This is a genomic window from Pseudomonas sp. EGD-AK9, assembly GCF_000465935.2.
GTDB lineage: Bacteria > Pseudomonadota > Gammaproteobacteria > Pseudomonadales > Pseudomonadaceae > Aquipseudomonas.
In genome coordinates, this window is sequence record NZ_AVOF01000352.1 from 1 (window position 1) to 20,310 (window position 20,310).

Consider the following 20,310-nt stretch of genomic DNA (forward strand, 5'->3'; position numbering starts at 1 on the left):
CCAGGGCAGCAGGTTGGCGTGGTGCTCCAGGGCGCTGACGACCAGCTCGTCGCCGGGCTGCAGCACATGCTCCAGGCCGTAGGCCAGCAGGTTGAGCGCCTCGGTGCTGCCGCGGGTAAAGACAATCTCATCGCGGCTGGCCGCGTTCAGCCAGGCCGCGGCCTTGTCCCGAGTGCCTTCGAAGGCGCGGGTGGCGCGCTCGCCCGGCAGGTGCTGGGCGCGGTGCACGTTGGCGGCGCCGCTGGCCAGGTAGCCGATCAGGCTGTCCAGCACCGCCTGCGGCTTCTGCGCGGTGGCGGCGCTGTCCAGGTAGGTCTGGCCCTCGGCTTCGAGGGCGAGAATGCCGGGGAAAGCGGCGCGCCAGGGGGAGATCAGTGACATGGATGCTTCCAGAGATCATCTGGCAGTTAAAAGTTGGGTTTAACGTGTCGCGAGTGACGGCCAGACAAGGCGCAATAAGGCGAGGACGCAGAGTTTACTGGTGTAAATGAGCGTCCGAGCCTTATTGCAACGCAGTATGGGCTAGCGCAGCAGCGTTAAACCAACTTTTCAGTTGTGGGCGTGCAGGGCTTCGTTCAGTTCAATAGCCGACTTGTGGGTCTTGCACTCCACCGCGCCGGTCTGCGAGTTGCGGCGGAACAGCAGGTCCGGCTGGCCGGCCAGTTCGCGCGCCTTGACCACCTTCACCAGTTGGTTCTGGTCGTCGAGCAGCGCTACCTTGGTGCCGGCTGTGATGTACAGGCCCGACTCCACGGTGTTGCGGTCGCCCAGCGGGATGCCGATGCCGGCGTTGGCGCCGATCAGGCAGCCTTCGCCGACCGAGATGACGATATTGCCACCGCCGGACAGGGTGCCCATGGTCGAGCAGCCGCCGCCCAGGTCCGAGCCCTTGCCGACGAACACGCCGGCCGAGACGCGGCCTTCGATCATGCCCGGACCGGCGGTGCCGGCGTTGAAGTTGACGAAGCCCTCGTGCATCACCGTGGTGCCTTCGCCGATGTAGGCGCCCAGGCGCACGCGCGCGCTGTCGGCGATACGCACGCCGGCCGGCACCACGTAGTCGGTCATCTTGGGGAACTTGTCCACCGAGAACACCTCCAGCAGCTCGCCCTTCAGGCGCGCTTCCAGCTGGCGCTCGGCCAGTTCGCCGAGGTCGACCGCACCCTGGCTGGTCCAGGCCACGTTGGGCAGCAGCGGGAAGATGCCGGCCAGGTTCAGGCCGTGCGGCTTGACCAGGCGGTGCGACAGCAGGTGCAGCTTGAGGTAGGCCTCGGGGGTGCTGGTCGGCGCGGCGTCTTCGGCGAGGAAGGTCGCCACCAGCGGGTTGTGGCTCTCGGCCAGGCGGGTGAGCAGGGCGGCCTGGGCGGCGTCGACGCCCTTGAGTGCATCGGCCAGTTCGCCGGCCTGGGCGCTGTTGAAGGCGATGGCCTGGTTGCCGCCCTGGTAGCCGAGAATGGCCGCGGCCTTGTCGCTCAGCTCCACGGCCGGATTGAGCAGGGGCAGGGCGTAGAAGACTTCCAGCCAGTTGCCCTGGCGGTTCTGGGTGCCGACGCCGAAGGCGATGCTGAAGAGGTTGGTGCTCATAGGATGGTTTCCTTGCAACGAAATCGAGGGTGAAGAATCAGGCCAATGCGGCTTGGTAGTTATCCGGTTTGAAGCCGACCAGGGTGCGCTCGCCGAGATCGAGCACCGGGCGCTTGATCATCGAGGGCTGGGCCAGCATCAGCGCGATGGCCTTGGCCTGGTCGAGGTCGGCCTTCTGCTCGTCGGCGAGCTTGCGGAAGGTGGTGCCGGCGCGGTTGAGGATGGTCTCCCAGCCGTGCTCGGCGCACCACTGCTGCAGGCGCTCGCGGTCGATGCCGGCGCTCTTGTAGTCGTGGAAGTCGTAGGCGATGCCGCGCTCGTCGAGCCAGGTGCGGGCCTTCTTCATGGTGTCACAGGCTTTGATGCCATAGAGGGTCTTGCTCATGGAGTGCGTCCTTCGATAAAGCGGCGGATGCGCTGGGCGGCTTCGATGCACTCGGCCAGCGGCGCGACCAGAGCCATGCGCACGCGCCCGGCACCGGGGTTGATGCCGTTCACCTCGCGCGACAGGTAGGAGCCCGGCACCACGGTGACATGTTCGGCGGCGAACAGCGCGCGGGTGAACTCGGCGTCGTCGCCCGGGGTGCGCGCCCAGAGGTAGAAGCCGCCGTCGGGGCGCTGCACGTCCATCACCGGCTCAAGGATATCCAGCACGGCGTCGAACTTCTCGCGGTACAGCTCGCGGTTGGCGCGCACATGATCCTCGTCGTTCCAGGCGGCGACGCTGGCCAGCTGGGTCTGCACCGGCATGGCGCAGCCGTGGTAGGTGCGGTACAGCAAAAAGGCCTTGAGGATCTCGGCGTCGCCGGCGACGAAGCCCGAGCGCAGGCCCGGCAGGTTGGAGCGCTTGGACAGGCTGTGGAACACCACGCAACGCTTGAAGTCCGAGCGGCCCAGCTCGGCGCAGGCGCTGAGCAGGCCGGCCGGCGGGGTGGCCTCGTCGAAGTACAGCTCGCTGTAGCACTCGTCGGCGGCGATGACGAAGTCGTGCTCGTCGGCCAGGGCGATCAGCTTCTTCAGCGTTTCCACCGGGATCAGCGCCCCGGTGGGGTTGCCCGGCGAGCAGAGGAACAGGATCTGGCAGCGCTGCCAGACCTCGGCCGGCACTGCGTCGAAGTCCGGGTTGAAGCCATGGGCTTCCAGGCACGGCAGGTAGTGCGGCGCGGCGCCGGCGAGAAACGCCGCACCTTCGTAGATCTGGTAGAAGGGATTGGGGCTGACCACCAGGCCCTTGGCATTGCGGTCGACCACGGCCTGGGTGAAGGCGAACAGCGCCTCGCGGGTGCCGTTGACCGGCAGCACGTGGCGCGCCGCATCCAGCCAGCCGGCCGGTACGCCGAAGCGCCGCTCGCACCAGCTGGCGATGCTCTGGCGCAGCTCGGCCAGGCCCAGGGTGGTGGGGTAGACCGCCAGCTTGTCGAGGCTCGCGGTCAGCGCCTGGGCGACGAAGTCCGGCGACTCGTGCTTGGGCTCGCCGATGGACAGGGCGATGGCGCGCTTGTCCGCGGCCGGCTGCACGCCGCCGAGCAGGGCGCGCAGTTTCTCGAAGGGGTAGGGCTGGAGCTGGTCGAGGGCTGGGTTCATCGGGGCTTCCGGAAAATCAGATGGAAAATTGCGTGGGCTGGACGCTGGGCTCGGACAGGCGGCGGACGATGGTTTCCTGCAGGCGTGCGCAGAGCTCGGGATCGGACAGCGGCTGGTTATTGGCGTCGGTGACGAAGAACACGTCCTCGACCCGCTCGCCGAGGGTGGCGATCTTGGCGTTCTGCAGCGACAGGTCGAACTCGAGGAAGATCCGGCCGATGCGCGCCAGCAGGCCGGGGCGATCCGGCGCGGTCAGCTCGAGCACGGTCACCGGGCGTTGCGCGTCGTTGTGGATGGTCACCTGCGGGGCGAAGGCGAAGTGCTTGAGCTGGCGCGGCACGCGGCGCTGGATGATGGTCGGGTAGTCGTCCGGGTTCTTCAGCGCCTCGATCAGGCCCTGGCGTATCTGCTGGATGCGTGCGGGATTGTCGCCGATCGAGCCGCCATCGGCGTCCAGCACTACGTAGGTGTCGAGGGTGAACTGGCTGGTCGAGGTGATGATCCGCGCATCGTGGATGTTCAGGTTGAGCTGGCTCATCGCCGCCACGGTCACGGCGAAGAAATCGTGCTGGTCCGGCGCGTAGATGAAGATCTGCGTGCCGCCCTCGAACTCGCGCTGGGTGGTTTCCTTGATCAGCACCAGCGGGCCGGCGTCGGCCGGGTGCTGGAGGATGGCCTCGGTGTGCCAGGCCACGTCGCTAGCGGTGTGGCGCAGGAAGTAGTCGTCGCCGAGCTGGCTCCACAGCTGCTCGGCGTCGTCCGGGTCGGTACCGCCGCGCACCAGGGTGTCCAGCGCCGCGCTCTGCGTCTGGCGAATCTGTTCCTCGCGGTCCACCGGGTTTTCCAGGCCGCGGCGCAGGGCGCGCTTGGTCTCGGTGTAGAGCTGGCGCAGCAGGCTGGCGCGCCAGGAGTTCCACAGGCTGGGGTTGGTGGCGTTGATATCGGCCACGGTCAGCACGTAGAGGTAGTCGAGGTGGGTCTGGTCGCCGACGAACTGGGCGAAGTCGTGGATCACCTGCGGGTCGGAGAGGTCCTTGCGCTGCGCGGTGGTGGACATCACCAGGTGGTGCTGCACCAGCCAGACGATCAGCGCGCTGTCCCAGGTCGGCAGGTTGTGGCGGCGGGCGAAGGCCTCGGCATCCACCGCGCCGAGTTCCGAGTGGTCGCCGCCGCGGCCCTTGCCGATGTCGTGGTAGAGCCCGGCGAGGTAGATCAGCTCGGGCTTGGGCAACTTGTCGATCAGCTTGCTGGCCAGCGGGAATTTCTCCGCCAGCTCCGGCCAGCGGAACTTGCGCAGGTGCTTGATCAGGTTGAGGGTGTGCGCATCGACCGTATAGATGTGGAACAGGTCGTGCTGCATCTGCCCGACTATGTGGCCGAACTCCGGCAGGTAGCGGCCGAGGATGCCGTAGCGGTTCATCCGCCGCAGGTTGCGGTGGATGCCCTCGCGGCACTTGAACAGCTCGATGAACAGGCTGGTGTTGCGGATGTCCTTGCGGAACTCGTCGTCGATCAGGTGGCGGCTGTCGCGCAGCAGGCGGATGCTGTCGGCGCGCACGCCCTTGATCTCGGGGTGCTGGGCCATCAGCACGAAGACTTCGAGGATGGCGAAGGGGGTGCGCTTGAAGACGTTCGGGTGGGTCACCTCGATATAGCCGTCGCGCACCTGGAAGCGGCTGTTCAGCGGGGTGGCCGGGCCGCTCTCGCCGGCGCGCAGGATGACTTCCTCGAAGTGCTGGTTGATCAGGTCCGACAGCTCGGAGATGCCCATCACCACGCGGTAGTACTTCTGCATGAAGTGCTCGATGCTGCGCTTGCCGTCGCCGTCCTGGTAGCCGAACAGCGCGGCGATGCGCCCCTGGTAATCGAACAGCAGGCGGTCTTCGGCGCGCCCAGCGAGCATGTGCAGGGCGTAGCGCACCTTCCACAGGAACTCCTGGCTGGAGGAGAGCAGGGCGTACTCGCTCTCCAGCAGAAAGCCCTGTCCGACCATGGCGTGCAGATTCAGCGTGTCGAACTGGCGGCGCGCCACCCAGAGCACGGTCTGGATGTCGCGCAGGCCGCCCGGCGAGCCCTTGACGTTGGGTTCGAGGTTGTACTCGGTGTCGTTGTACTTGGCGTGGCGCGCCTTGCGTTCCTCGCGTTTGGCCAGGAAGAAGTGCTTGCTCGGCCACATCCGCTCGCTGCTGGTCACCGCCTGCATGCGCTGGCGCAGGTGCTCGGGGCCGGCGATGGTGCGGCTTTCCATCAGATTGGTGATCACCGTCAGATCGGCGCGCGCCTCCTCGGCGCACTCGTCGACCGAACGCACGCTCTGGCCGACTTCCAGGCCGATGTCCCAGAGCAGGGTGAGAAAGCCCTCGATCGGCTCGCGGAAGATCTCGTGATCGCTGCTGTCGAGCAGGATCAGCAGGTCGATGTCGGAATAGGGGTGCAGTTCGCCGCGGCCGTAGCCGCCGACGGCGAGCAGGGCGATGTCGGCGTCCTCGCTCCAGGCGAAGCGCTTCCAGGCCTCCTGCAGGATCTGGTCGACGAACCAGGCGCGGTCCTCGACCAGGCGGCGGATGTCGCGGCCGCCCTGAAAGCGGGCGTCGAGCACCTCGCGGGCATGGCGGATGGCCTTCTTGAACGCGGCGATGGGGCTGGACTTGAGCGCCAGCTCGGCCTGGAACTGACCGCGGTCAAACAGTTCGGGGTCCATCTGCGGCATGCAATTGCCTTCCTCTAAAGGTGCGTAGGGTGCGCTGTCAGGCCGAGGTGCGCGGCAGGGTGTCGTCGCTGCGCAGGGTGAGGATCTCGTAGCCGCCGGCGGTGACCAGCACGGTGTGTTCCCACTGCGCCGACAGCTTGCGGTCCTTGGTGATGGCGGTCCAGCCGTCGCCGAGCAGGCGGGTTTCCGGACGGCCCTGGTTGATCATCGGTTCGATGGTGAAGGTCATGCCTTCCTTGAGCTCCATGCCGGTGCCGGCGCGGCCGTAGTGCAGCACCTGCGGTTCCTCGTGGAACACCGCGCCGATGCCGTGGCCGCAGTACTCGCGCACCACGGAAAAACCGTTCTTCTCCGCGTGCTTCTGGATCACCTCGCCGATATCGCCCAGGCGGGTGCCCGGCTTGACCAGTTCGATGCCTTTATACATGCATTCCTGGGTGACCTTGGCCAGACGCTCGGCCCACTCGGCAACCTTGCCGACCATGAACATCTTGCTGGTGTCGCCGTGGTAGCCGTTCTTGATCACGGTGACGTCGATGTTCAGCACGTCGCCATCTTTCAGCGGCTTGTCGTTGGGGATGCCGTGGCACACCACGTGGTTGATCGAAGTGCAGATCGACTTGGGGAAGCCCTTGTAGTTGAGCGGGGCGGGGATGGCCTGCTGCACATTGACTATATAGTCGTGGCAGATGCGATCCAGCTCGTCGGTGGTGACCCCGGGCTTGACGTACTCGCCGATCATCTCCAGCACCTCGGCGGCCAGGCGGCCGGCCACGCGCATTTTCTCGATTTCGTCGGGGGATTTGATGGTGACGGTCATATGAAGCTCTCGGGCGCGAACGGAAAAGGGGAGTATCTTAGCAGCTAGGAGGCGCAAGCCCCAAAGGCCGCTGCAAGTGGGCGGCGGAGGGGCGCCTGGCGTCATTTGCTGCCTGAGGCTGGTAGCTTGCGGCTGCTTTCTGTGGTATAAAACGCGCCGCTTTACGGGCGGCATGCCCGAAAGCCTAAACCCACACACGTATCGACACGGTTTCCTGGGTGCCCGCAAGGGTTGGAAGCTGGGATACGTGGAGGCCTAACCCGACTTATCAAGGAACTATCATGTCCCAAGTCAATATGCGCGATATGCTGAAGGCCGGTGTGCACTTCGGCCACCAGACCCGTTACTGGAACCCGAAAATGGGCAAGTACATTTTCGGTGCGCGTAACAAGATTCACATCATCAACCTCGAAAAAACCCTGCCGATGTTCAACGACGCCCTGTCGTTCGTTGAGAAGCTGGCCGCTGGCAAGAACAAGATCCTGTTCGTCGGCACCAAGCGTTCCGCTGGCAAGATCGTTCGCGAAGAAGCCGCTCGTTGCGGTTCGCCCTTCGTCGATCACCGCTGGTTGGGCGGCATGCTGACCAACTACAAGACCATCCGTGCTTCGATCAAGCGCCTGCGCGAGCTGGAAACCCAGTCCCAGGACGGCACCTTCGCCAAGCTGACCAAGAAAGAAGCCCTGATGCGCACCCGCGATCTGGAGAAACTGGATCGCAGCCTGGGCGGTATCAAGGACATGGGCGGCCTGCCGGACGCGCTGTTCGTGATCGACGTCGACCACGAGCGCATCGCCATTACCGAAGCCAACAAGCTGGGCATCCCGGTCATCGGCATCGTCGATACCAACAGCAGCCCGGAAGGCGTTGACTACATCATCCCGGGTAACGACGACGCCATCCGCGCCATCCAGCTGTACATGGGTGCCATGGCCGACGCCGTGATCCGTGGTCGCAGCAACGCTGGCGGCGGCACCGACGAGTTCGTCGAAGAAGCCCCGGCTGCCGAAGCCGCCGAAGGCTAAGCGGTAACGCCAAGCAGTTAGCGTTATGCGCTGTGCAAGAAGGGGGCTAGGCCCCCTTTTTGCCACTCACAGATTTGATCGCCCACTCATCGGGCGAATGGTTGAAGACCTACCGAGAGGATTTTCAAGATGGCAGAAGTTACTGCAGCCCTGGTTAAAGAACTGCGCGAGCGTACCGGCCAAGGCATGATGGAATGCAAAAAGGCCCTGGTTGCCGCCGGTGGCGACATCGAGAAGGCCATTGACGACATGCGCGCTTCCGGTGCCATCAAGGCTGCCAAGAAGGCCGGCAACATCGCCGCCGAAGGCTCCATCGCCGTGCGCGTCGAAGGCGGCCGTGGCCTGATCATCGAAGTCAACTCGCAGACCGACTTCCTGGCTCTGCAGGACGACTTCAAGGCTTTCGTCAAGGAAAGCATCGACGAAGCCTTCGAGAAGAACCTGACCGAAGCCGCTCCGCTGATCGCTTCCCGCGAGTCCGCTCGTGAGGCCCTGGTGGCCAAGTGCGGCGAGAACGTCAACATCCGTCGTCTGACCGCCGTTTCCGGCGAAACCGTCGGTGCCTACCTGCACGGTCACCGCATCGGCGTGCTGGTCGTCCTCAAGGGCGGCAACGACGAGCTGGCCAAGCACGTCGCCATGCACGTCGCGGCGAGCAACCCGGCCGTGGTCACCCCGGACCAGGTGTCCGACGAACTGGTGGCCAAGGAAAAGGAAATCTTCCTGCAGCTGAACGCCGAGAAGATCGCCGGCAAGCCGGAAAACATCGTCGAGAACATGGTCAAAGGCCGTATCGCCAAGTTCCTCGCCGAGGCCAGCCTGGTCGAGCAAGCCTTCATCATGGATCCGGAAGTCAAGGTCGGTGACCTGGTGAAGAAGGCCGGTGCCGAAGTCGTTTCCTTCGTGCGTTACGAAGTGGGCGAAGGCATCGAGAAGGCCGAGACCGACTTCGCTGCCGAAGTCGCTGCCCAGGTTGCTGCCAGCAAGCAGTAATCGGCGGTTCGACCAGTTGCCCCAGAGAGAGGCTGCCCGCTTGCGCGTGCAGCCTCTTTGCCGAATGGGGGGTGACAAATGCAACAGCGGCCGTTTCAACCAACGGTCGTCGGCGCTGTCGAAGTGCCGGATAATTGCGATGCTCAGGCATCGCCACAGCATTCATATCGCCGCAGGAGAGACTTGCAATGGCTCAGCAGACGAGTGGTCGCCAACCTCGCTACAAACGCATTCTGCTCAAACTCAGCGGCGAGGCCCTGATGGGCTCGGAAGATTTCGGCATCGACCCCAAGGTGCTCGACCGCATGGCCCTGGAAGTGGGGCAGCTGGTGGGGATCGGCGTGCAGGTCGGCCTGGTGATCGGCGGCGGCAACCTGTTCCGCGGCGCCGCCCTGTCGGCCGCCGGGATGGATCGGGTCACCGGCGACCACATGGGCATGCTGGCCACGGTGATGAACGCCCTGGCCATGCGCGACGCCCTGGAGCGCTCGAACATCCCCGCCATCGTCATGTCGGCGATCTCCATGGTCGGCGTCACCGATCATTATGATCGGCGCAAGGCCATGCGCCACCTGAAGACCGGCGAGGTGGTGATCTTCGCCGCCGGCACCGGCAACCCGTTCTTCACCACCGATTCCGCCGCCTGTCTGCGCGCCATCGAGATCGATGCCGACGTGGTACTGAAAGCGACCAAGGTCGATGGCGTGTACACTGCCGACCCGTTCAAGGACCCGCATGCCGAGAAGTTCGAGCGTCTGACCTATGACGAGGTGCTTGATCGCAAGCTGGGCGTGATGGACCTGACCGCCATCTGTCTGTGCCGCGACCACAAGATGCCGCTGCGGGTCTTCAACATGAACAAGCCGGGCGCCCTGCTCAACGTAGTGGTCGGCGGCGCCGAAGGAACCCTGATCGAGGAGGATGCACAATGATCAACGACATCAAGAAAGACGCCCAGGAACGCATGGGTAAGTCCCTGGAGGCGCTGGATCGCAATCTGGCCTCCATCCGTACCGGCCGTGCTCACCCGAGCATCCTGGACAGCATCAAGGTGCCGGCCTGGGGCAGCGACATGCCGCTGAACCAGGTGGCCGCGATCACCGTCGAGGACGCCCGTACCCTGAAGATCGTCGCGCACGACAAGAGCCTCGGCGCCGCCATCGAGAAGGCCATCCTGACTTCCGACCTGGGCCTGAACCCGAGCAGCGCCGGCACCACCATCCGTGTGCCGATGCCCGCGCTGACCGAGGAGACCCGCAAGGGTTACACCAAGCAGGCCCGCGGCGTCGCCGAAGACGCCAAGGTCGCCGTGCGCAATGTGCGCCGCGATGCCCTGGCCGAGCTGAAGAAGCTGGCCAAGGCCAAGGAAATCAGCGAAGACGAGGAGCGTCGTGCCGCCGACGAGTTGCAGAAGCTCACCGACAAGTTCGTAGGCGACGTGGACAAGGCCCTGGAGGCCAAGGAAGCGGACTTGATGGCCGTCTGACGGTCAGGACACCCACATGGACAAGAGCAAGCTGGGCGCGGTGCCGCGGCACGTCGCCATCATCATGGATGGCAACAACCGTTGGGCCAAGAAGCGCCTGTTGCCGGGGGTGGCCGGGCACAAGGCCGGGGTCGACGCGGTGCGCGCGGTGATCGAGGTGTGTGCTGAGGCCGGGGTCGAGGTGCTGACCCTGTTCGCCTTCTCCAGCGAGAACTGGCAGCGCCCGGCCGAGGAGGTCGGCGCGCTGATGGAGCTGTTCCTCGGTGCGCTGCGCCGCGAGGCGAAGAAGCTGCTGGACAACGACATCGGCCTGCGCATCATCGGCGATCGTTCGCGCTTTCATCCCGAGCTGCAGGCCGCCATGCGCGAGGCCGAGGCGCTGACCGCCGGCAACCGCCGCTTCACCCTGCAGATCGCCGCCAACTATGGCGGCCAGTGGGACATCGCCCAGGCTGCCCAGCGCCTGGCGCGCGAGGTACAGGCCGGTCACCTGCAGCCGGAGGACATCACTCCCGGGCTGCTCCAGACCTGCCTGGCCACCGGCGACCTGCCGCTGCCGGACCTGTGCATCCGCACCGGCGGCGAGCACCGCATCAGCAACTTCCTGCTCTGGCAGTTGGCTTACAGCGAACTGTACTTCTCCGACCTGTACTGGCCGGATTTCAAGCACGAGGCCATGCGCAAGGCGCTGGCTGATTTCGCTACCCGCCAGCGTCGCTTCGGCAAGACCAGCGAGCAGGTGGAAGCCGAGGCGCGTTCTTAATGTTGAAACAGCGAATCATCACCGCGTTGGTGCTGCTGCCCATCGCCCTGGGCGGGTTTTTCCTGCTCGACGGGGCGGCATTCGCGCTGTTTATCGGTGCGGTGGTCGTGCTCGGCGGCTGGGAGTGGGCGCGTCTGGCCGGGTTCGCCACGCAGCCTTTGCGCATCGCCTATGCCGCACTGGTCGCGGCGCTGCTTTACGGCCTGTACCTGACTCCGGCGCTGGCGCCCTGGCTGCTGGCCGCGGCCCTGCTCTGGTGGGTGCTGGCCACTCTGCTGGTGCTGGGCTACCCCGCCAGCAGCCGTTACTGGGGCGGTTTGCCCGGCAAGCTGCTTATCGGCTTGCTGATTCTGCTACCCGCCTGGCAGGGCCTGGTGCTGCTCAAGCAGTGGCCGCAGGCCAATGGCCTGATCATCGCGGTGATGGTGCTGGTGTGGGGCGCGGATATCGGCGCCTATTTCGCCGGCAAGACCTTCGGCAAGCGCAAGCTGGCGCCCAGCGTCAGCCCCGGCAAGAGCTGGGAAGGGCTGTACGGCGGCCTCGCCGCCAGCCTGCTGATCACCCTGGCGGTAGGCCTGCAACAGGGCTGGAGCGCTGGCGGCCTGCTGCTGGCGTTGGCCGGTGCGGCGCTGGTGGTGCTGCTCTCGGTGGTCGGCGACCTGACCGAGAGCATGTTCAAGCGTCAGTCCGGGATCAAGGACAGCAGCAACCTGTTGCCCGGTCACGGCGGCGTGCTGGATCGCATCGACAGTCTGACCGCAGCCATTCCGCTGTTCGCCGCGCTGCTCTGGCTGGCGGGTTGGGGTTCGCTGTGAGTGCGCCGCAGCGGATCACCGTGCTGGGCGCGACCGGCTCCATCGGTCTCAGCACCCTGGACGTGATCGCCCGCCATCCCGAGCGTTACCAAGTCTTCGCCCTGAGCGGCTTTTCCCGCCTGGCCGAGCTGCAGGCCCTGTGCCTGCAGCATCGCCCGGATTATGCGGTGGTGCCCGATACTAGCGCCGCGCGCGAGCTGCAGAGCGGCCTGCGCGGCGCCGGCCTGGCGACCGAGGTGCTGGTGGGCGAGGAGGGCTTGTGTGCCGTGGCCGCCGCTGCCGAGGTCGATTGCGTGATGGCCGCCATCGTCGGCGCCGCCGGGCTCAAGCCGACCCTGGCCGCGGTGCGCGCGGGCAAGAAGGTGCTGCTGGCCAACAAGGAGGCGCTGGTGATGTCCGGCGCCCTGTTTATGCAGACGGTGCGCGAGAGTGGCGCCACCCTGTTGCCCATCGACAGCGAACACAACGCCATCTTCCAGTGCTTGCCCGGCGACTATGCGCGCGGCCTGCAGTCGGTCGGCGTGCGGCGCATCCTGCTCACCGCCTCCGGCGGGCCGTTTCGCGAAACGCCGCTGGCCGAGCTGGAGCGCGTCACCCCGGAACAGGCCTGTGCCCATCCCAACTGGTCGATGGGGCGCAAGATCTCGGTCGACTCGGCGAGCATGATGAACAAGGGCCTGGAGCTGATCGAGGCCTGCTGGCTGTTCGATGCGCGGCCCGAGCAGGTTGAGGTGGTGATCCACCGGCAGAGCGTGATCCATTCGCTGGTCGATTACGTCGACGGCTCGGTGCTGGCCCAGCTGGGCAACCCCGACATGCGCACGCCGATCGCCCATGCCTTGGCCTGGCCCGAGCGGATCGACTCGGGAGTGGCGCCGCTGGATCTGTTCGCCGTCGGTCGCCTGGATTTCGAGCGCCCCGATGCGCAGCGGTTCCCCTGCCTGCGCCTGGCCCGCGAGGCGGCGCAGGCCGGCGGCAGCGCGCCGGCCATGCTCAATGCGCTCAACGAAGTAGCGGTCGAGGCGTTCCTGCAGCGACGCATTCGCTTCAGCGATATCGCGCGTATGATTGAAGCGGTGTTGAACGCGCAGTCGGTGCAGGCGGTCGAAGCGCTCGATGCGGTGTTCGAGGTCGATCGGCGCGCGCGCGCGCTGGCGGCCGAGTGGCTCGCCGGTCGTTGATAGAGCCTGTTCAAGGCCTGCGAGCTAGAGGCATGCAAGGCAAAAACAGGCGAAGAAGCGGAGTTTACGAGCTGTAAATGAGCATTCTGAGCCTGTTTTTAACGCAGCAGGCCCGACGCGCAGCTGGCTTTGAGCAGGCTCTTTAGAGCCGGAGAGATAGATGAGTGGGTTATATATGTTGGTCGGCACCCTGATCGCCCTGGGTGTGCTGGTGACTTTTCACGAGTACGGGCACTTCTGGGTGGCGCGGCGTTGCGGGGTCAAGGTGCTGCGCTTCTCCGTGGGCTTCGGCACGCCGCTGCTGCGCTGGCACGACCGCCAAGGCACCGAGTTCGTCATCGCCGCCATCCCCCTGGGCGGCTACGTCAAGATGCTCGACGAGCGCGAGGGCGACGTGCCGCCGGCGCTGCTCGAACAATCCTTCAATCGCAAGAGCGTGCGCCAGCGCATCGCCATAGTCGCGGCCGGTCCGTTGGCCAACTTCCTCCTGGCGCTGCTGTTCTTCTGGTTCGTCGCCATGCTCGGCAGCCAGCAGGTGCGTCCGGTGATCGGCGCGGTGCAGGAGGGCAGCCTGGCGGCGGCGGCCGGTCTGCAGGTCGGCCAGGAAATCGTCGCGGTCGACGGCGAGCCCACCAGCGGCTGGGCGGCGGTCAATCTGCAGCTGGTGCGCCGTCTGGGCGAAAGCGGCAGTCTCGACCTGCGCGTGCTCGAGCCCGGTTCCACCGCCGAGTCGCCCAAGCAGCTGCAGCTGGACAACTGGCTGCGCGGTGTCGACGAGCCGGACCCGATCGGCTCGCTGGGCATTCGCCCCTGGCGCCCGGCGCTGGAGCCGGTGCTCGCCGAGCTCGATCCCAAGGGGCCGGCGCAGGCGGCCGGGTTGCAGCCTGGCGACCGTCTGCTGGCGCTCGACGAGCAGCCCTTGGCCGATTGGCAGCAACTGGTCGACCGCGTGCGCGCCCTGCCGGGCGAGACGGTTAGGCTGCGCATCGAGCGTGCCGGGCAGCCCCTGGATGTCGAGCTGACCCTGGCCGCGCGCGGCGAGGGCGAGGCGCGCAGCGGTTATCTGGGTGCCGGTGTGGCGGGCGTCGAATGGCCGCCGGAGATGCTCCGCGAAGTGCGTTACGGGCCGCTCGAAGGGGTGGTCGAAGGGCTGCGGCAGACCTGGGCGATGAGCCTGTTGACCCTCGATTCGCTGAAGAAAATGCTGTTCGGGGAGCTCTCGGTAAAAAACTTGAGCGGGCCGATAACCATTGCTAAAGTGGCGGGCGCTTCGGCTGAGTCAGGGCTCGGGGATTTCCTGAAATTCCTTGCATATCTGAGCATTAGCCTGGGGGTTCTCAATCTGCTACCCATCCCCGTGCTGGACGGTGGGCATCTGCTGTTTTACCTGGTCGAGTGGGTGCGTGGTCGTCCCTTGTCCGAGCGGGTTCAGGGGTGGGGGATGCAGATCGGCATCAGTCTGGTCATCGGCGTGATGCTGCTGGCCTTGGTCAACGACCTGAGCCGTCTGTAAGCATCGTTGAAATACGCTCTCGGTACTTGCAAAAAAGTGTCGCCTTGGGTGACAGATTTTTATCGTCAGTTGGAATAAGAAAGGACTTCATGAAACGTCTGCTGCTACCTGCGGTACTGTCCGCATTGATGATCGCCGAAGTTCACGCCGAGTCCTTCACCATCTCCGATATACGCGTCAATGGCCTGCAGCGGGTTTCCGCCGGCAGCGTGTTCGGCGCACTGCCGCTGAACGTCGGCGAACAGGTCGATGACCGCCAGCTAGTCGATGCCACCCGCTCCCTGTTCAAGACTGGTTTCTTCCAGGACATCCAGCTCGGTCGCGATGGCGACGTGCTGGTCATCACCGTGGTCGAGCGCCCCTCCATCTCCGGCATCGAGATCGAGGGCAACAAGGCCATCACCACCGAAGACCTGCTCAAGGGCCTGAACCAGTCGGGTTTGGCCGAGGGCGAAATCTTCCAGCGCGCCACCCTCGAAGGCGTGCGCAACGAGCTGCAGCGCCAGTACGTGGCCCAGGGCCGCTACTCGGCCGAGATCGAAGCCGAAGTGATTCCCCAGCCGCGTAACCGCGTGGCGCTGAAGATCACCATCAACGAAGGCACGGTCGCCGCCATCCAGCACATCAACGTGGTCGGCAACACCGTGTTCTCCGATGAGGACCTGGTCGACCTGTTCGAACTGAAGACCACCAACTGGCTGTCGTTCTTCAAGAACGACGACAAGTATGCCCGCGAGAAGCTGTCCGGCGACCTCGAACGCCTGCGCTCCTACTACCTGGACCGCGGCTACATCAACATGGACATCAGCTCCACCCAGGTGTCCATCACCCCGGACAAGAAGCACGTCTACATCACCGTCAACGTCGACGAGGGCGAGAAGTACAGCGTGCGCGAAGTGAAGCTGTCGGGCGACCTCAAGGTGCCGGAAGAGGACGTGCGCGCGCTGCTGCTGGTCAAGGAAGGGCAGGTCTTCTCGCGCAAGGTGATGACCACCACCAGCGAGCTGATCACCCGCCGCCTGGGCAACGAGGGCTACACCTTCGCCAACGTCAACGGCGTGCCGGAAGCGCACGACGAGGACAACACCGTCTCGATCACCTTCTTCGTCGACCCGGGCAAGCGCGCCTACGTCAACCGCATCAACTTCCGCGGCAACACCAAGTCCGAGGACGAGGTGCTGCGCCGTGAAATGCGCCAGATGGAGGGCGGCTGGGCCTCGACCTACCTGATCGACCAGTCCAAGACCCGTCTCGAGCGCCTGGGCTTCTTCAAGGAAGTCAACGTCGAGACCCCGCAGGTGCCGGGTACCGACGACCAGATCGACGTCAACTACAGCGTCGAGGAGCAGCCGTCCGGTTCCATCACCGCCAGCGTCGGCTTCGCCCAGAACGCCGGTCTGATCCTCGGTGGCTCGATCAGCCAGAACAACTTCCTCGGTACCGGCAACAAGGTCAGCGTCGGCCTGACCCGCAGCGAATACCAGACCCGCTATAGCTTCGGCTTCGTCGACCCCTACTGGACGGTGGACGGCGTCAGCCTGGGCTACAACGCCTTCTACCGCACCACCGACTACGACGAACTCGACGTCGACGTCTCCAGCTACTCGGTCGACAGCCTCGGCGCCGGCCTCAGCATCGGCTATCCGATCAGCGAGACCTCGCGCCTGACCTACGGCCTGACCGTGCAGCAGGACAGCATCGACACCGGCCTCTATACCGTCGACGAGATCTTCGACTTCATCGAGCAGGAAGGCGATCGTTATCTGAACTTCAAGGGTTCCATCGGCTGGTCCGAATCGACCCTGAACCGCGGCGTGCTGGCCAACCGTGGCCATTCGCAGAGCCTGGTGCTGGAAACCACCCTGCCGGGCAGCGACCTGTCGTTCTACAAGCTCGACTACCGCGGCCAGATCTTTACCCCGCTGTCCGACAACTACACCATGCGCTTCCATACCCAGCTGGGCTATGGCGACAGCTACGGCTCCACCGCCGAGCTGCCATTCTACGAGCACTACTACGCCGGCGGCTTCAACTCGGTGCGCGGCTTCGAGGACAGCAGCCTGGGCCCACGCAGCACGCCGAGTCGTGGCGAGGCCGTTACGGGCAACACAGGCACGCTTGCCGATCCGGACGACGATCCGCTGCCGTTCGGCGGCAACGTGCTGGTGCAGGGCGGCGTCGAACTGCTGTTCCCCATGCCTTTCGTCAAGGACCAGCGCTCGCTGCGCACCGCACTGTTCTGGGACGTGGGCAACGTCTTCGACACCAACTGCACGTCCAGCCAGAAGCGCTTGAGCGACACCTGCGATATCGACTTCGGCAATATGGCCAGCTCCGTGGGCGTCGGCCTGACCTGGATCACCGCGCTGGGCCCCCTGAGCTTCAGCCTGGCCATGCCGGTGATGAAGCCCGATGATGCCGATACCCAGGTGTTCCAGTTCTCCCTGGGCCAGACCTTCTAAACCTATTCACCGAAAGCCAACAGTTTTGTTGCAGGAGTGCATTGTGCGTAAGTTGACTCAACTGGTTCTGTTCACCGCCGCCCTGATCGCCACTCCGGCGTTCGCCGAGATGAAGGTGGCCGTGCTGAACTATCAGATGGCCCTGCTCGAGTCCGACGCGGCCAAGCGCTACGCGGTCGATGCCGAGAAGAAGTTCGGTCCGCAGCTGAACAAGCTCAAGACCCTGGAAAGCGACGCCAAGCGCATCCAGGACCGCATGGTCAAGGAAGGCGAGAAGATGCAGCAGGCCGAGCGCGAGCGTCTCGAGCTCGAATTCAAGCAGAAGGCCCGCGACTTCCAGTTCCAGTCCAAGGAGCTGAACGAAGCCAAGGCCATCGCCGACCGCGAGATGCTGGCCAAGCTCAAGCCGAACCTGGACAAGGCGGTGGAAGAGGTGATCAAGAAGGGTAACTTCGACCTGGTGCTCGAGCGTGGCGCGGTGATCGATGTCAAACCTCAGTTCGACATCACTCGCCAGGTCATCGAGCGCATGAACCAGCTGCGCTGATCATGACGGCAGTAGTCTTTACTCTCGGCCAGCTGGCCGAGCGCCTCGGCGCCACCCTGCGCGGCGCCGAAGGCAAGCTCATCGCGGGCCTGGCCACCTTGCAGGAGGCCGGGCCCGAGCAGTTGAGCTTCCTGGCCAATGCCCAGTACCGCAAGTACCTGGCGCAGACCCGCGCCGGCGCGCTGCTGCTCACCGCCGCCGATGCCGAGGGCTACGCCGGCGATGCGCTGATCGTCGCCAACCCCTATCTGGCCTATGCCCAGCTCTCGCACCTGTTCGACCGCAAGCCGCAGGCCGTGGCCGGCGTACATGCGACTGCCGTGGTGGCGGCGGATGCTCAGGTCGATCCGACTGCCAGCGTCGGCGCCTATGCGGTGATCGAGGCCGGCGCGCAGATTGGCGCCGGTGTCAGCATCGGCGCGCACTGCGTCGTTGGCGCCCGTTCGGTGATCGGCGAGGGCGGCTGGCTGGCGCCGCGGGTGACCCTGTACCACGACGTGCGCATCGGCAAGCGCGTGGTGATCCAGTCCGGCGCGGTGATCGGTGGCGAGGGCTTCGGTTTCGCCAACGAGAAGGGCGTGTGGCAGAAGATCGCGCAGATCGGCGGGGTGAGCATCGGCGACGACGTCGAGATCGGCGCCAACACCACGGTCGACCGCGGCGCGCTGTCCGACACCCTGATCGGCAACGGGGTCAAGCTGGATAACCAGATCATGATCGCGCACAACGTGCAGATCGGCGACAACACCGCCATGGCCGGCTGCGTGGGGATTTCCGGCAGCACCAAGATCGGCCGCAACTGCATGATCGCCGGCGGCGTCGGCATGGTTGGCCATATCGAGGTGTGCGACAACGTGTTCGTCACCGGCATGACCATGGTCACCCGTTCCATTACCGAGCCGGGCGCCTATTCTTCAGGCACCGCGATGCAGCCGGCAGCGGAATGGAAGAAGAGCGCTGCGCGCATTCGTCAGCTGGACGACATGGCCAAGCGCCTGCGCGAGCTGGAAAAACAGCTGGCTGCCGTGACCCCGAGCGCGAACGCCTCATCTGATGCCTGAGCCGGCCAGGCCGCGCTCCTCTTTTTTCTTACAGGCTTATCCGGACATGATGGACATCAACGAAATTCGTGAATACTTGCCGCACCGCTATCCCTTCCTTCTGGTGGATCGTGTGGTGGACCTGGACGTCGAGGGCAAGTGCATTCGCGCCTATAAGAATGTCAGCATCAACGAGCCGTTCTTCAACGGTCACTTCCCCGAACACCCGATCATGCCGGGCGTGCTGATCATCGAGGCGATGGCCCAGGCCGCCGGTATCCTCGGCTTCAAGATGATGGGCGTGAAGCCGGCCGATGGCACCCTCTACTATTTCGTCGGCTCGGACAAACTGCGTTTCCGCTCGCCGGTGCTGCCGGGCGACCAGCTGGTGCTGGAAGCCAAGTACCTGAGCGATCGCCGCAGCATCTGGAAGTTCGAGTGCCGCGCCAGCGTCGATGGCAAGGAAGTCTGCTCGGCCGAAATCATCTGTGCGGAACGTAAACTATGAGTTTGATTGACCCTCGCGCCATTATCGATCCGTCGGCGAAGCTGGCGGATGGCGTTCAGGTCGGCCCCTGGTCGATCATTGGACCCGATGTGGAAATCGGCGAGGGTTCGGTGATCGGCCCCCATGTGATCCTCAAGGGGCCGACCGTGATCGGCAAGCACAATCGCATCTACCAGTTTTCCTCGGTAGGCGAGGACACGCCCGATCTGAAGTACAAGGGCGAACCGACCCGCCTGGTGATCGGCGACCACAACGTCATTCGCGAGGGCGTCACCATTCACCGCGGCACCGTGCAGGATCGCGGCGAGACCACCCTGGGCGATCACAACCTGATCATGGCCTACGCCCATATCGGCCACGACAGCGTGATCGGCAACCACTGCATCCTGGTCAACAACACTGCGCTGGCCGGGCATGTCTGGGTCGACGACTGGGCGATCCTCTCCGGTTACACCCTGGTGCATCAGTTCTGCCGCATCGGCGCGCACAGCTTCTCCGGCATGGGCACCGCCATCGGCAAGGATGTGCCGGCCTACGTCACCGTGTTCGGCAACCCGGCCGAGGCGCGCAGCATGAACTTCGAGGGCATGCGCCGCCGCGGCTTCTCCAGTGATGCCATCGCCGCCCTGCGCAAGGCCTACAAACTGGTTTATCGCCAGGGCATGACCGTCGAGCAGGCGCTGGTCGAGTTGGCCGAGCTGTCTGCGCAGTTCCCGGAAGTCGCGGTATTTCGCGACTCCATCCAGGCGTCCACCCGCGGCATCACCCGCTGATGAGCAGGCCGTTGCGTATAGCGCTGGTCGCCGGCGAGGCGTCCGGCGACATCCTCGGCGCCGGGCTGATGCAGGCGCTCAAGGCCAGGCACCCGGATGCCGAGTTCATCGGCGTCGGCGGCGCGCGGATGGAGGCCGAGGGGCTGCAATCCTCCTTCCCCATGGAACGCCTGGCGGTGATGGGCCTGGTCGAGGTGCTCGGCCGCCTGTTCGAGCTGCTCGGCCGCCGTCGTCAGCTGGCGCGCGAGCTGATCGCCGCCAAGCCGGATGTGTTCATCGGCATCGATGCGCCGGATTTCAACCTGGGCCTGGAGCTCAAGCTGCGCCGCGCCGGGATCAAGACCGTGCACTACGTCAGCCCCTCGGTCTGGGCCTGGCGGCAGAAACGCGTGCTGAAGATTCGCGACGCCTGCGACCTGATGCTGACGCTGTTCCCCTTCGAGGCGCAGTTCTACGACGCTCATCAGGTGCCGGTGCGCTTCGTCGGTCACCCGCTGGCCGACGCC

General features: G+C 65.1%; 20 protein-coding genes. 14 read left to right on the plus strand and 6 right to left on the minus strand.

The features are described from left to right. The 6 genes from N878_RS16050 to map all read right to left on the minus strand — a co-directional run. Positions 1-381, minus strand: a 381-nt coding sequence (locus N878_RS16050) for an aminotransferase class V-fold PLP-dependent enzyme (protein WP_031303280.1), incomplete at its 3' end; no start/stop codon positions are given. Positions 382-549: 168 nt separating this feature from the next. Beyond that, a complete protein-coding gene (gene dapD / locus N878_RS16055; protein ID WP_021444626.1) occupies positions 550-1,584 on the minus strand; it encodes a 2,3,4,5-tetrahydropyridine-2,6-dicarboxylate N-succinyltransferase in 1,035 nt (344 codons plus the stop codon). Between the two features lie 37 nt (positions 1,585-1,621). Then, complete coding sequence (locus N878_RS16060) at positions 1,622-1,969, minus strand: ArsC family reductase (protein WP_021444627.1); 348 nt, start codon at positions 1,967-1,969, stop codon at positions 1,622-1,624. Further along, positions 1,966-3,168, minus strand: a complete 1,203-nt coding sequence (gene dapC, locus N878_RS16065) for a succinyldiaminopimelate transaminase (RefSeq protein WP_021444628.1) — start codon at positions 3,166-3,168, stop codon at positions 1,966-1,968. Before dapC ends, N878_RS16060 begins: the two co-directional genes overlap by 4 nt. A 16-nt stretch (positions 3,169-3,184) precedes the next feature. Continuing rightward, on the minus strand, positions 3,185-5,878 hold the full coding sequence (locus N878_RS16070; protein WP_021444629.1) for a [protein-PII] uridylyltransferase: 2,694 nt from the start codon (positions 5,876-5,878) through the stop codon (positions 3,185-3,187). Between the two features lie 37 nt (positions 5,879-5,915). After that, positions 5,916-6,698: a type I methionyl aminopeptidase gene (map, locus tag N878_RS16075; protein ID WP_021444630.1), complete on the minus strand. Its 783-nt coding sequence runs from the start codon at positions 6,696-6,698 to the stop codon at positions 5,916-5,918. Between the two features lie 281 nt (positions 6,699-6,979). Between map and rpsB the strand changes: the two genes are divergently transcribed. The 14 genes from rpsB to lpxB all read left to right on the plus strand — a co-directional run. After that, on the plus strand, positions 6,980-7,723 hold the full coding sequence (gene rpsB / locus N878_RS16080; protein WP_021444631.1) for a 30S ribosomal protein S2: 744 nt from the start codon (positions 6,980-6,982) through the stop codon (positions 7,721-7,723). Positions 7,724-7,852: 129 nt separating this feature from the next. After that, positions 7,853-8,716, plus strand: coding sequence for a translation elongation factor Ts (tsf, locus tag N878_RS16085; protein WP_031303281.1), 864 nt, complete (start codon positions 7,853-7,855; stop codon positions 8,714-8,716). A 188-nt stretch (positions 8,717-8,904) separates the two neighbouring features. Then, positions 8,905-9,648 carry a UMP kinase gene (pyrH, locus tag N878_RS16090; protein ID WP_021444633.1) on the plus strand — a complete coding sequence of 248 codons (744 nt, stop codon included), beginning with the start codon at positions 8,905-8,907 and terminating at the stop codon, positions 9,646-9,648. Continuing rightward, positions 9,645-10,202, plus strand: coding sequence for a ribosome recycling factor (gene frr / locus N878_RS16095; protein WP_021444634.1), 558 nt, complete (start codon positions 9,645-9,647; stop codon positions 10,200-10,202). Before pyrH ends, frr begins: the two co-directional genes overlap by 4 nt. Before the next feature lie 16 nt (positions 10,203-10,218). Next, on the plus strand, positions 10,219-10,965 hold the full coding sequence (gene uppS / locus N878_RS16100; protein WP_021444635.1) for a polyprenyl diphosphate synthase: 747 nt from the start codon (positions 10,219-10,221) through the stop codon (positions 10,963-10,965). Beyond that, positions 10,965-11,780, plus strand: coding sequence for a phosphatidate cytidylyltransferase (locus N878_RS16105; RefSeq protein ID WP_021444636.1), 816 nt, complete (start codon positions 10,965-10,967; stop codon positions 11,778-11,780). The genes uppS and N878_RS16105 overlap by 1 nt, the downstream gene beginning before the upstream one ends. Next, positions 11,777-12,961 (plus strand): 1-deoxy-D-xylulose-5-phosphate reductoisomerase, encoded by a 1,185-nt coding sequence (gene ispC / locus N878_RS16110; RefSeq protein WP_021444637.1) that lies wholly within the window; start codon positions 11,777-11,779, stop codon positions 12,959-12,961. The genes N878_RS16105 and ispC overlap by 4 nt, the downstream gene beginning before the upstream one ends. A gap of 160 nt (positions 12,962-13,121) precedes the next feature. Further along, complete coding sequence (rseP, locus tag N878_RS16115; protein ID WP_031303282.1) at positions 13,122-14,474, plus strand: sigma E protease regulator RseP; 1,353 nt, start codon at positions 13,122-13,124, stop codon at positions 14,472-14,474. An 89-nt stretch (positions 14,475-14,563) separates the two neighbouring features. Continuing rightward, positions 14,564-16,936 (plus strand): outer membrane protein assembly factor BamA, encoded by a 2,373-nt coding sequence (gene bamA / locus N878_RS16120; protein WP_021444639.1) that lies wholly within the window; start codon positions 14,564-14,566, stop codon positions 16,934-16,936. 43 nt (positions 16,937-16,979) lie between these two features. Next, positions 16,980-17,483, plus strand: a complete 504-nt coding sequence (locus tag N878_RS16125) for an OmpH family outer membrane protein (RefSeq protein WP_021444640.1) — start codon at positions 16,980-16,982, stop codon at positions 17,481-17,483. Beyond that, entirely contained in the window at positions 17,483-18,544 is a 1,062-nt protein-coding gene (gene lpxD, locus N878_RS16130; protein ID WP_031303284.1) for a UDP-3-O-(3-hydroxymyristoyl)glucosamine N-acyltransferase, read from the plus strand. Before N878_RS16125 ends, lpxD begins: the two co-directional genes overlap by 1 nt. A 46-nt stretch (positions 18,545-18,590) precedes the next feature. Then, positions 18,591-19,031, plus strand: coding sequence for a 3-hydroxyacyl-ACP dehydratase FabZ (gene fabZ / locus N878_RS16135; RefSeq protein WP_021444642.1), 441 nt, complete (start codon positions 18,591-18,593; stop codon positions 19,029-19,031). After that, positions 19,028-19,804 (plus strand): acyl-ACP--UDP-N-acetylglucosamine O-acyltransferase, encoded by a 777-nt coding sequence (gene lpxA, locus N878_RS16140; protein WP_021444643.1) that lies wholly within the window; start codon positions 19,028-19,030, stop codon positions 19,802-19,804. The genes fabZ and lpxA overlap by 4 nt, the downstream gene beginning before the upstream one ends. After that, the coding region (gene lpxB, locus N878_RS16145) for a lipid-A-disaccharide synthase (RefSeq protein WP_031303285.1) at positions 19,804-20,310 on the plus strand (507 nt) is incomplete at its 3' end. The genes lpxA and lpxB, both read left to right, overlap by 1 nt.

Bases quoted from the DNA above. Each gene is read 5' to 3' on its own strand.
- N878_RS16070 (WP_021444629.1), bottom strand. From the start codon at position 5,878: ATGCCGCAGATGGACCCCGAACTGTTTGACCGCGGTCAGTTCCAGGCC.
- N878_RS16105 (WP_021444636.1), top strand. From the start codon at position 10,965: ATGTTGAAACAGCGAATCATCACCGCGTTGGTGCTGCTGCCCATCGCC.
- bamA (WP_021444639.1), top strand. From the start codon at position 14,564: ATGAAACGTCTGCTGCTACCTGCGGTACTGTCCGCATTGATGATCGCC.
- rpsB (WP_021444631.1), top strand. From the start codon at position 6,980: ATGTCCCAAGTCAATATGCGCGATATGCTGAAGGCCGGTGTGCACTTC.
- pyrH (WP_021444633.1), top strand. From the start codon at position 8,905: ATGGCTCAGCAGACGAGTGGTCGCCAACCTCGCTACAAACGCATTCTG.
- uppS (WP_021444635.1), top strand. From the start codon at position 10,219: ATGGACAAGAGCAAGCTGGGCGCGGTGCCGCGGCACGTCGCCATCATC.
- N878_RS16060 (WP_021444627.1), bottom strand. From the start codon at position 1,969: ATGAGCAAGACCCTCTATGGCATCAAAGCCTGTGACACCATGAAGAAG.
- map (WP_021444630.1), bottom strand. From the start codon at position 6,698: ATGACCGTCACCATCAAATCCCCCGACGAAATCGAGAAAATGCGCGTG.
- tsf (WP_031303281.1), top strand. From the start codon at position 7,853: ATGGCAGAAGTTACTGCAGCCCTGGTTAAAGAACTGCGCGAGCGTACC.
- rseP (WP_031303282.1), top strand. From the start codon at position 13,122: ATGAGTGGGTTATATATGTTGGTCGGCACCCTGATCGCCCTGGGTGTG.
- dapD (WP_021444626.1), bottom strand. From the start codon at position 1,584: ATGAGCACCAACCTCTTCAGCATCGCCTTCGGCGTCGGCACCCAGAAC.
- fabZ (WP_021444642.1), top strand. From the start codon at position 18,591: ATGATGGACATCAACGAAATTCGTGAATACTTGCCGCACCGCTATCCC.
- frr (WP_021444634.1), top strand. From the start codon at position 9,645: ATGATCAACGACATCAAGAAAGACGCCCAGGAACGCATGGGTAAGTCC.
- lpxA (WP_021444643.1), top strand. From the start codon at position 19,028: ATGAGTTTGATTGACCCTCGCGCCATTATCGATCCGTCGGCGAAGCTG.
- dapC (WP_021444628.1), bottom strand. From the start codon at position 3,168: ATGAACCCAGCCCTCGACCAGCTCCAGCCCTACCCCTTCGAGAAACTG.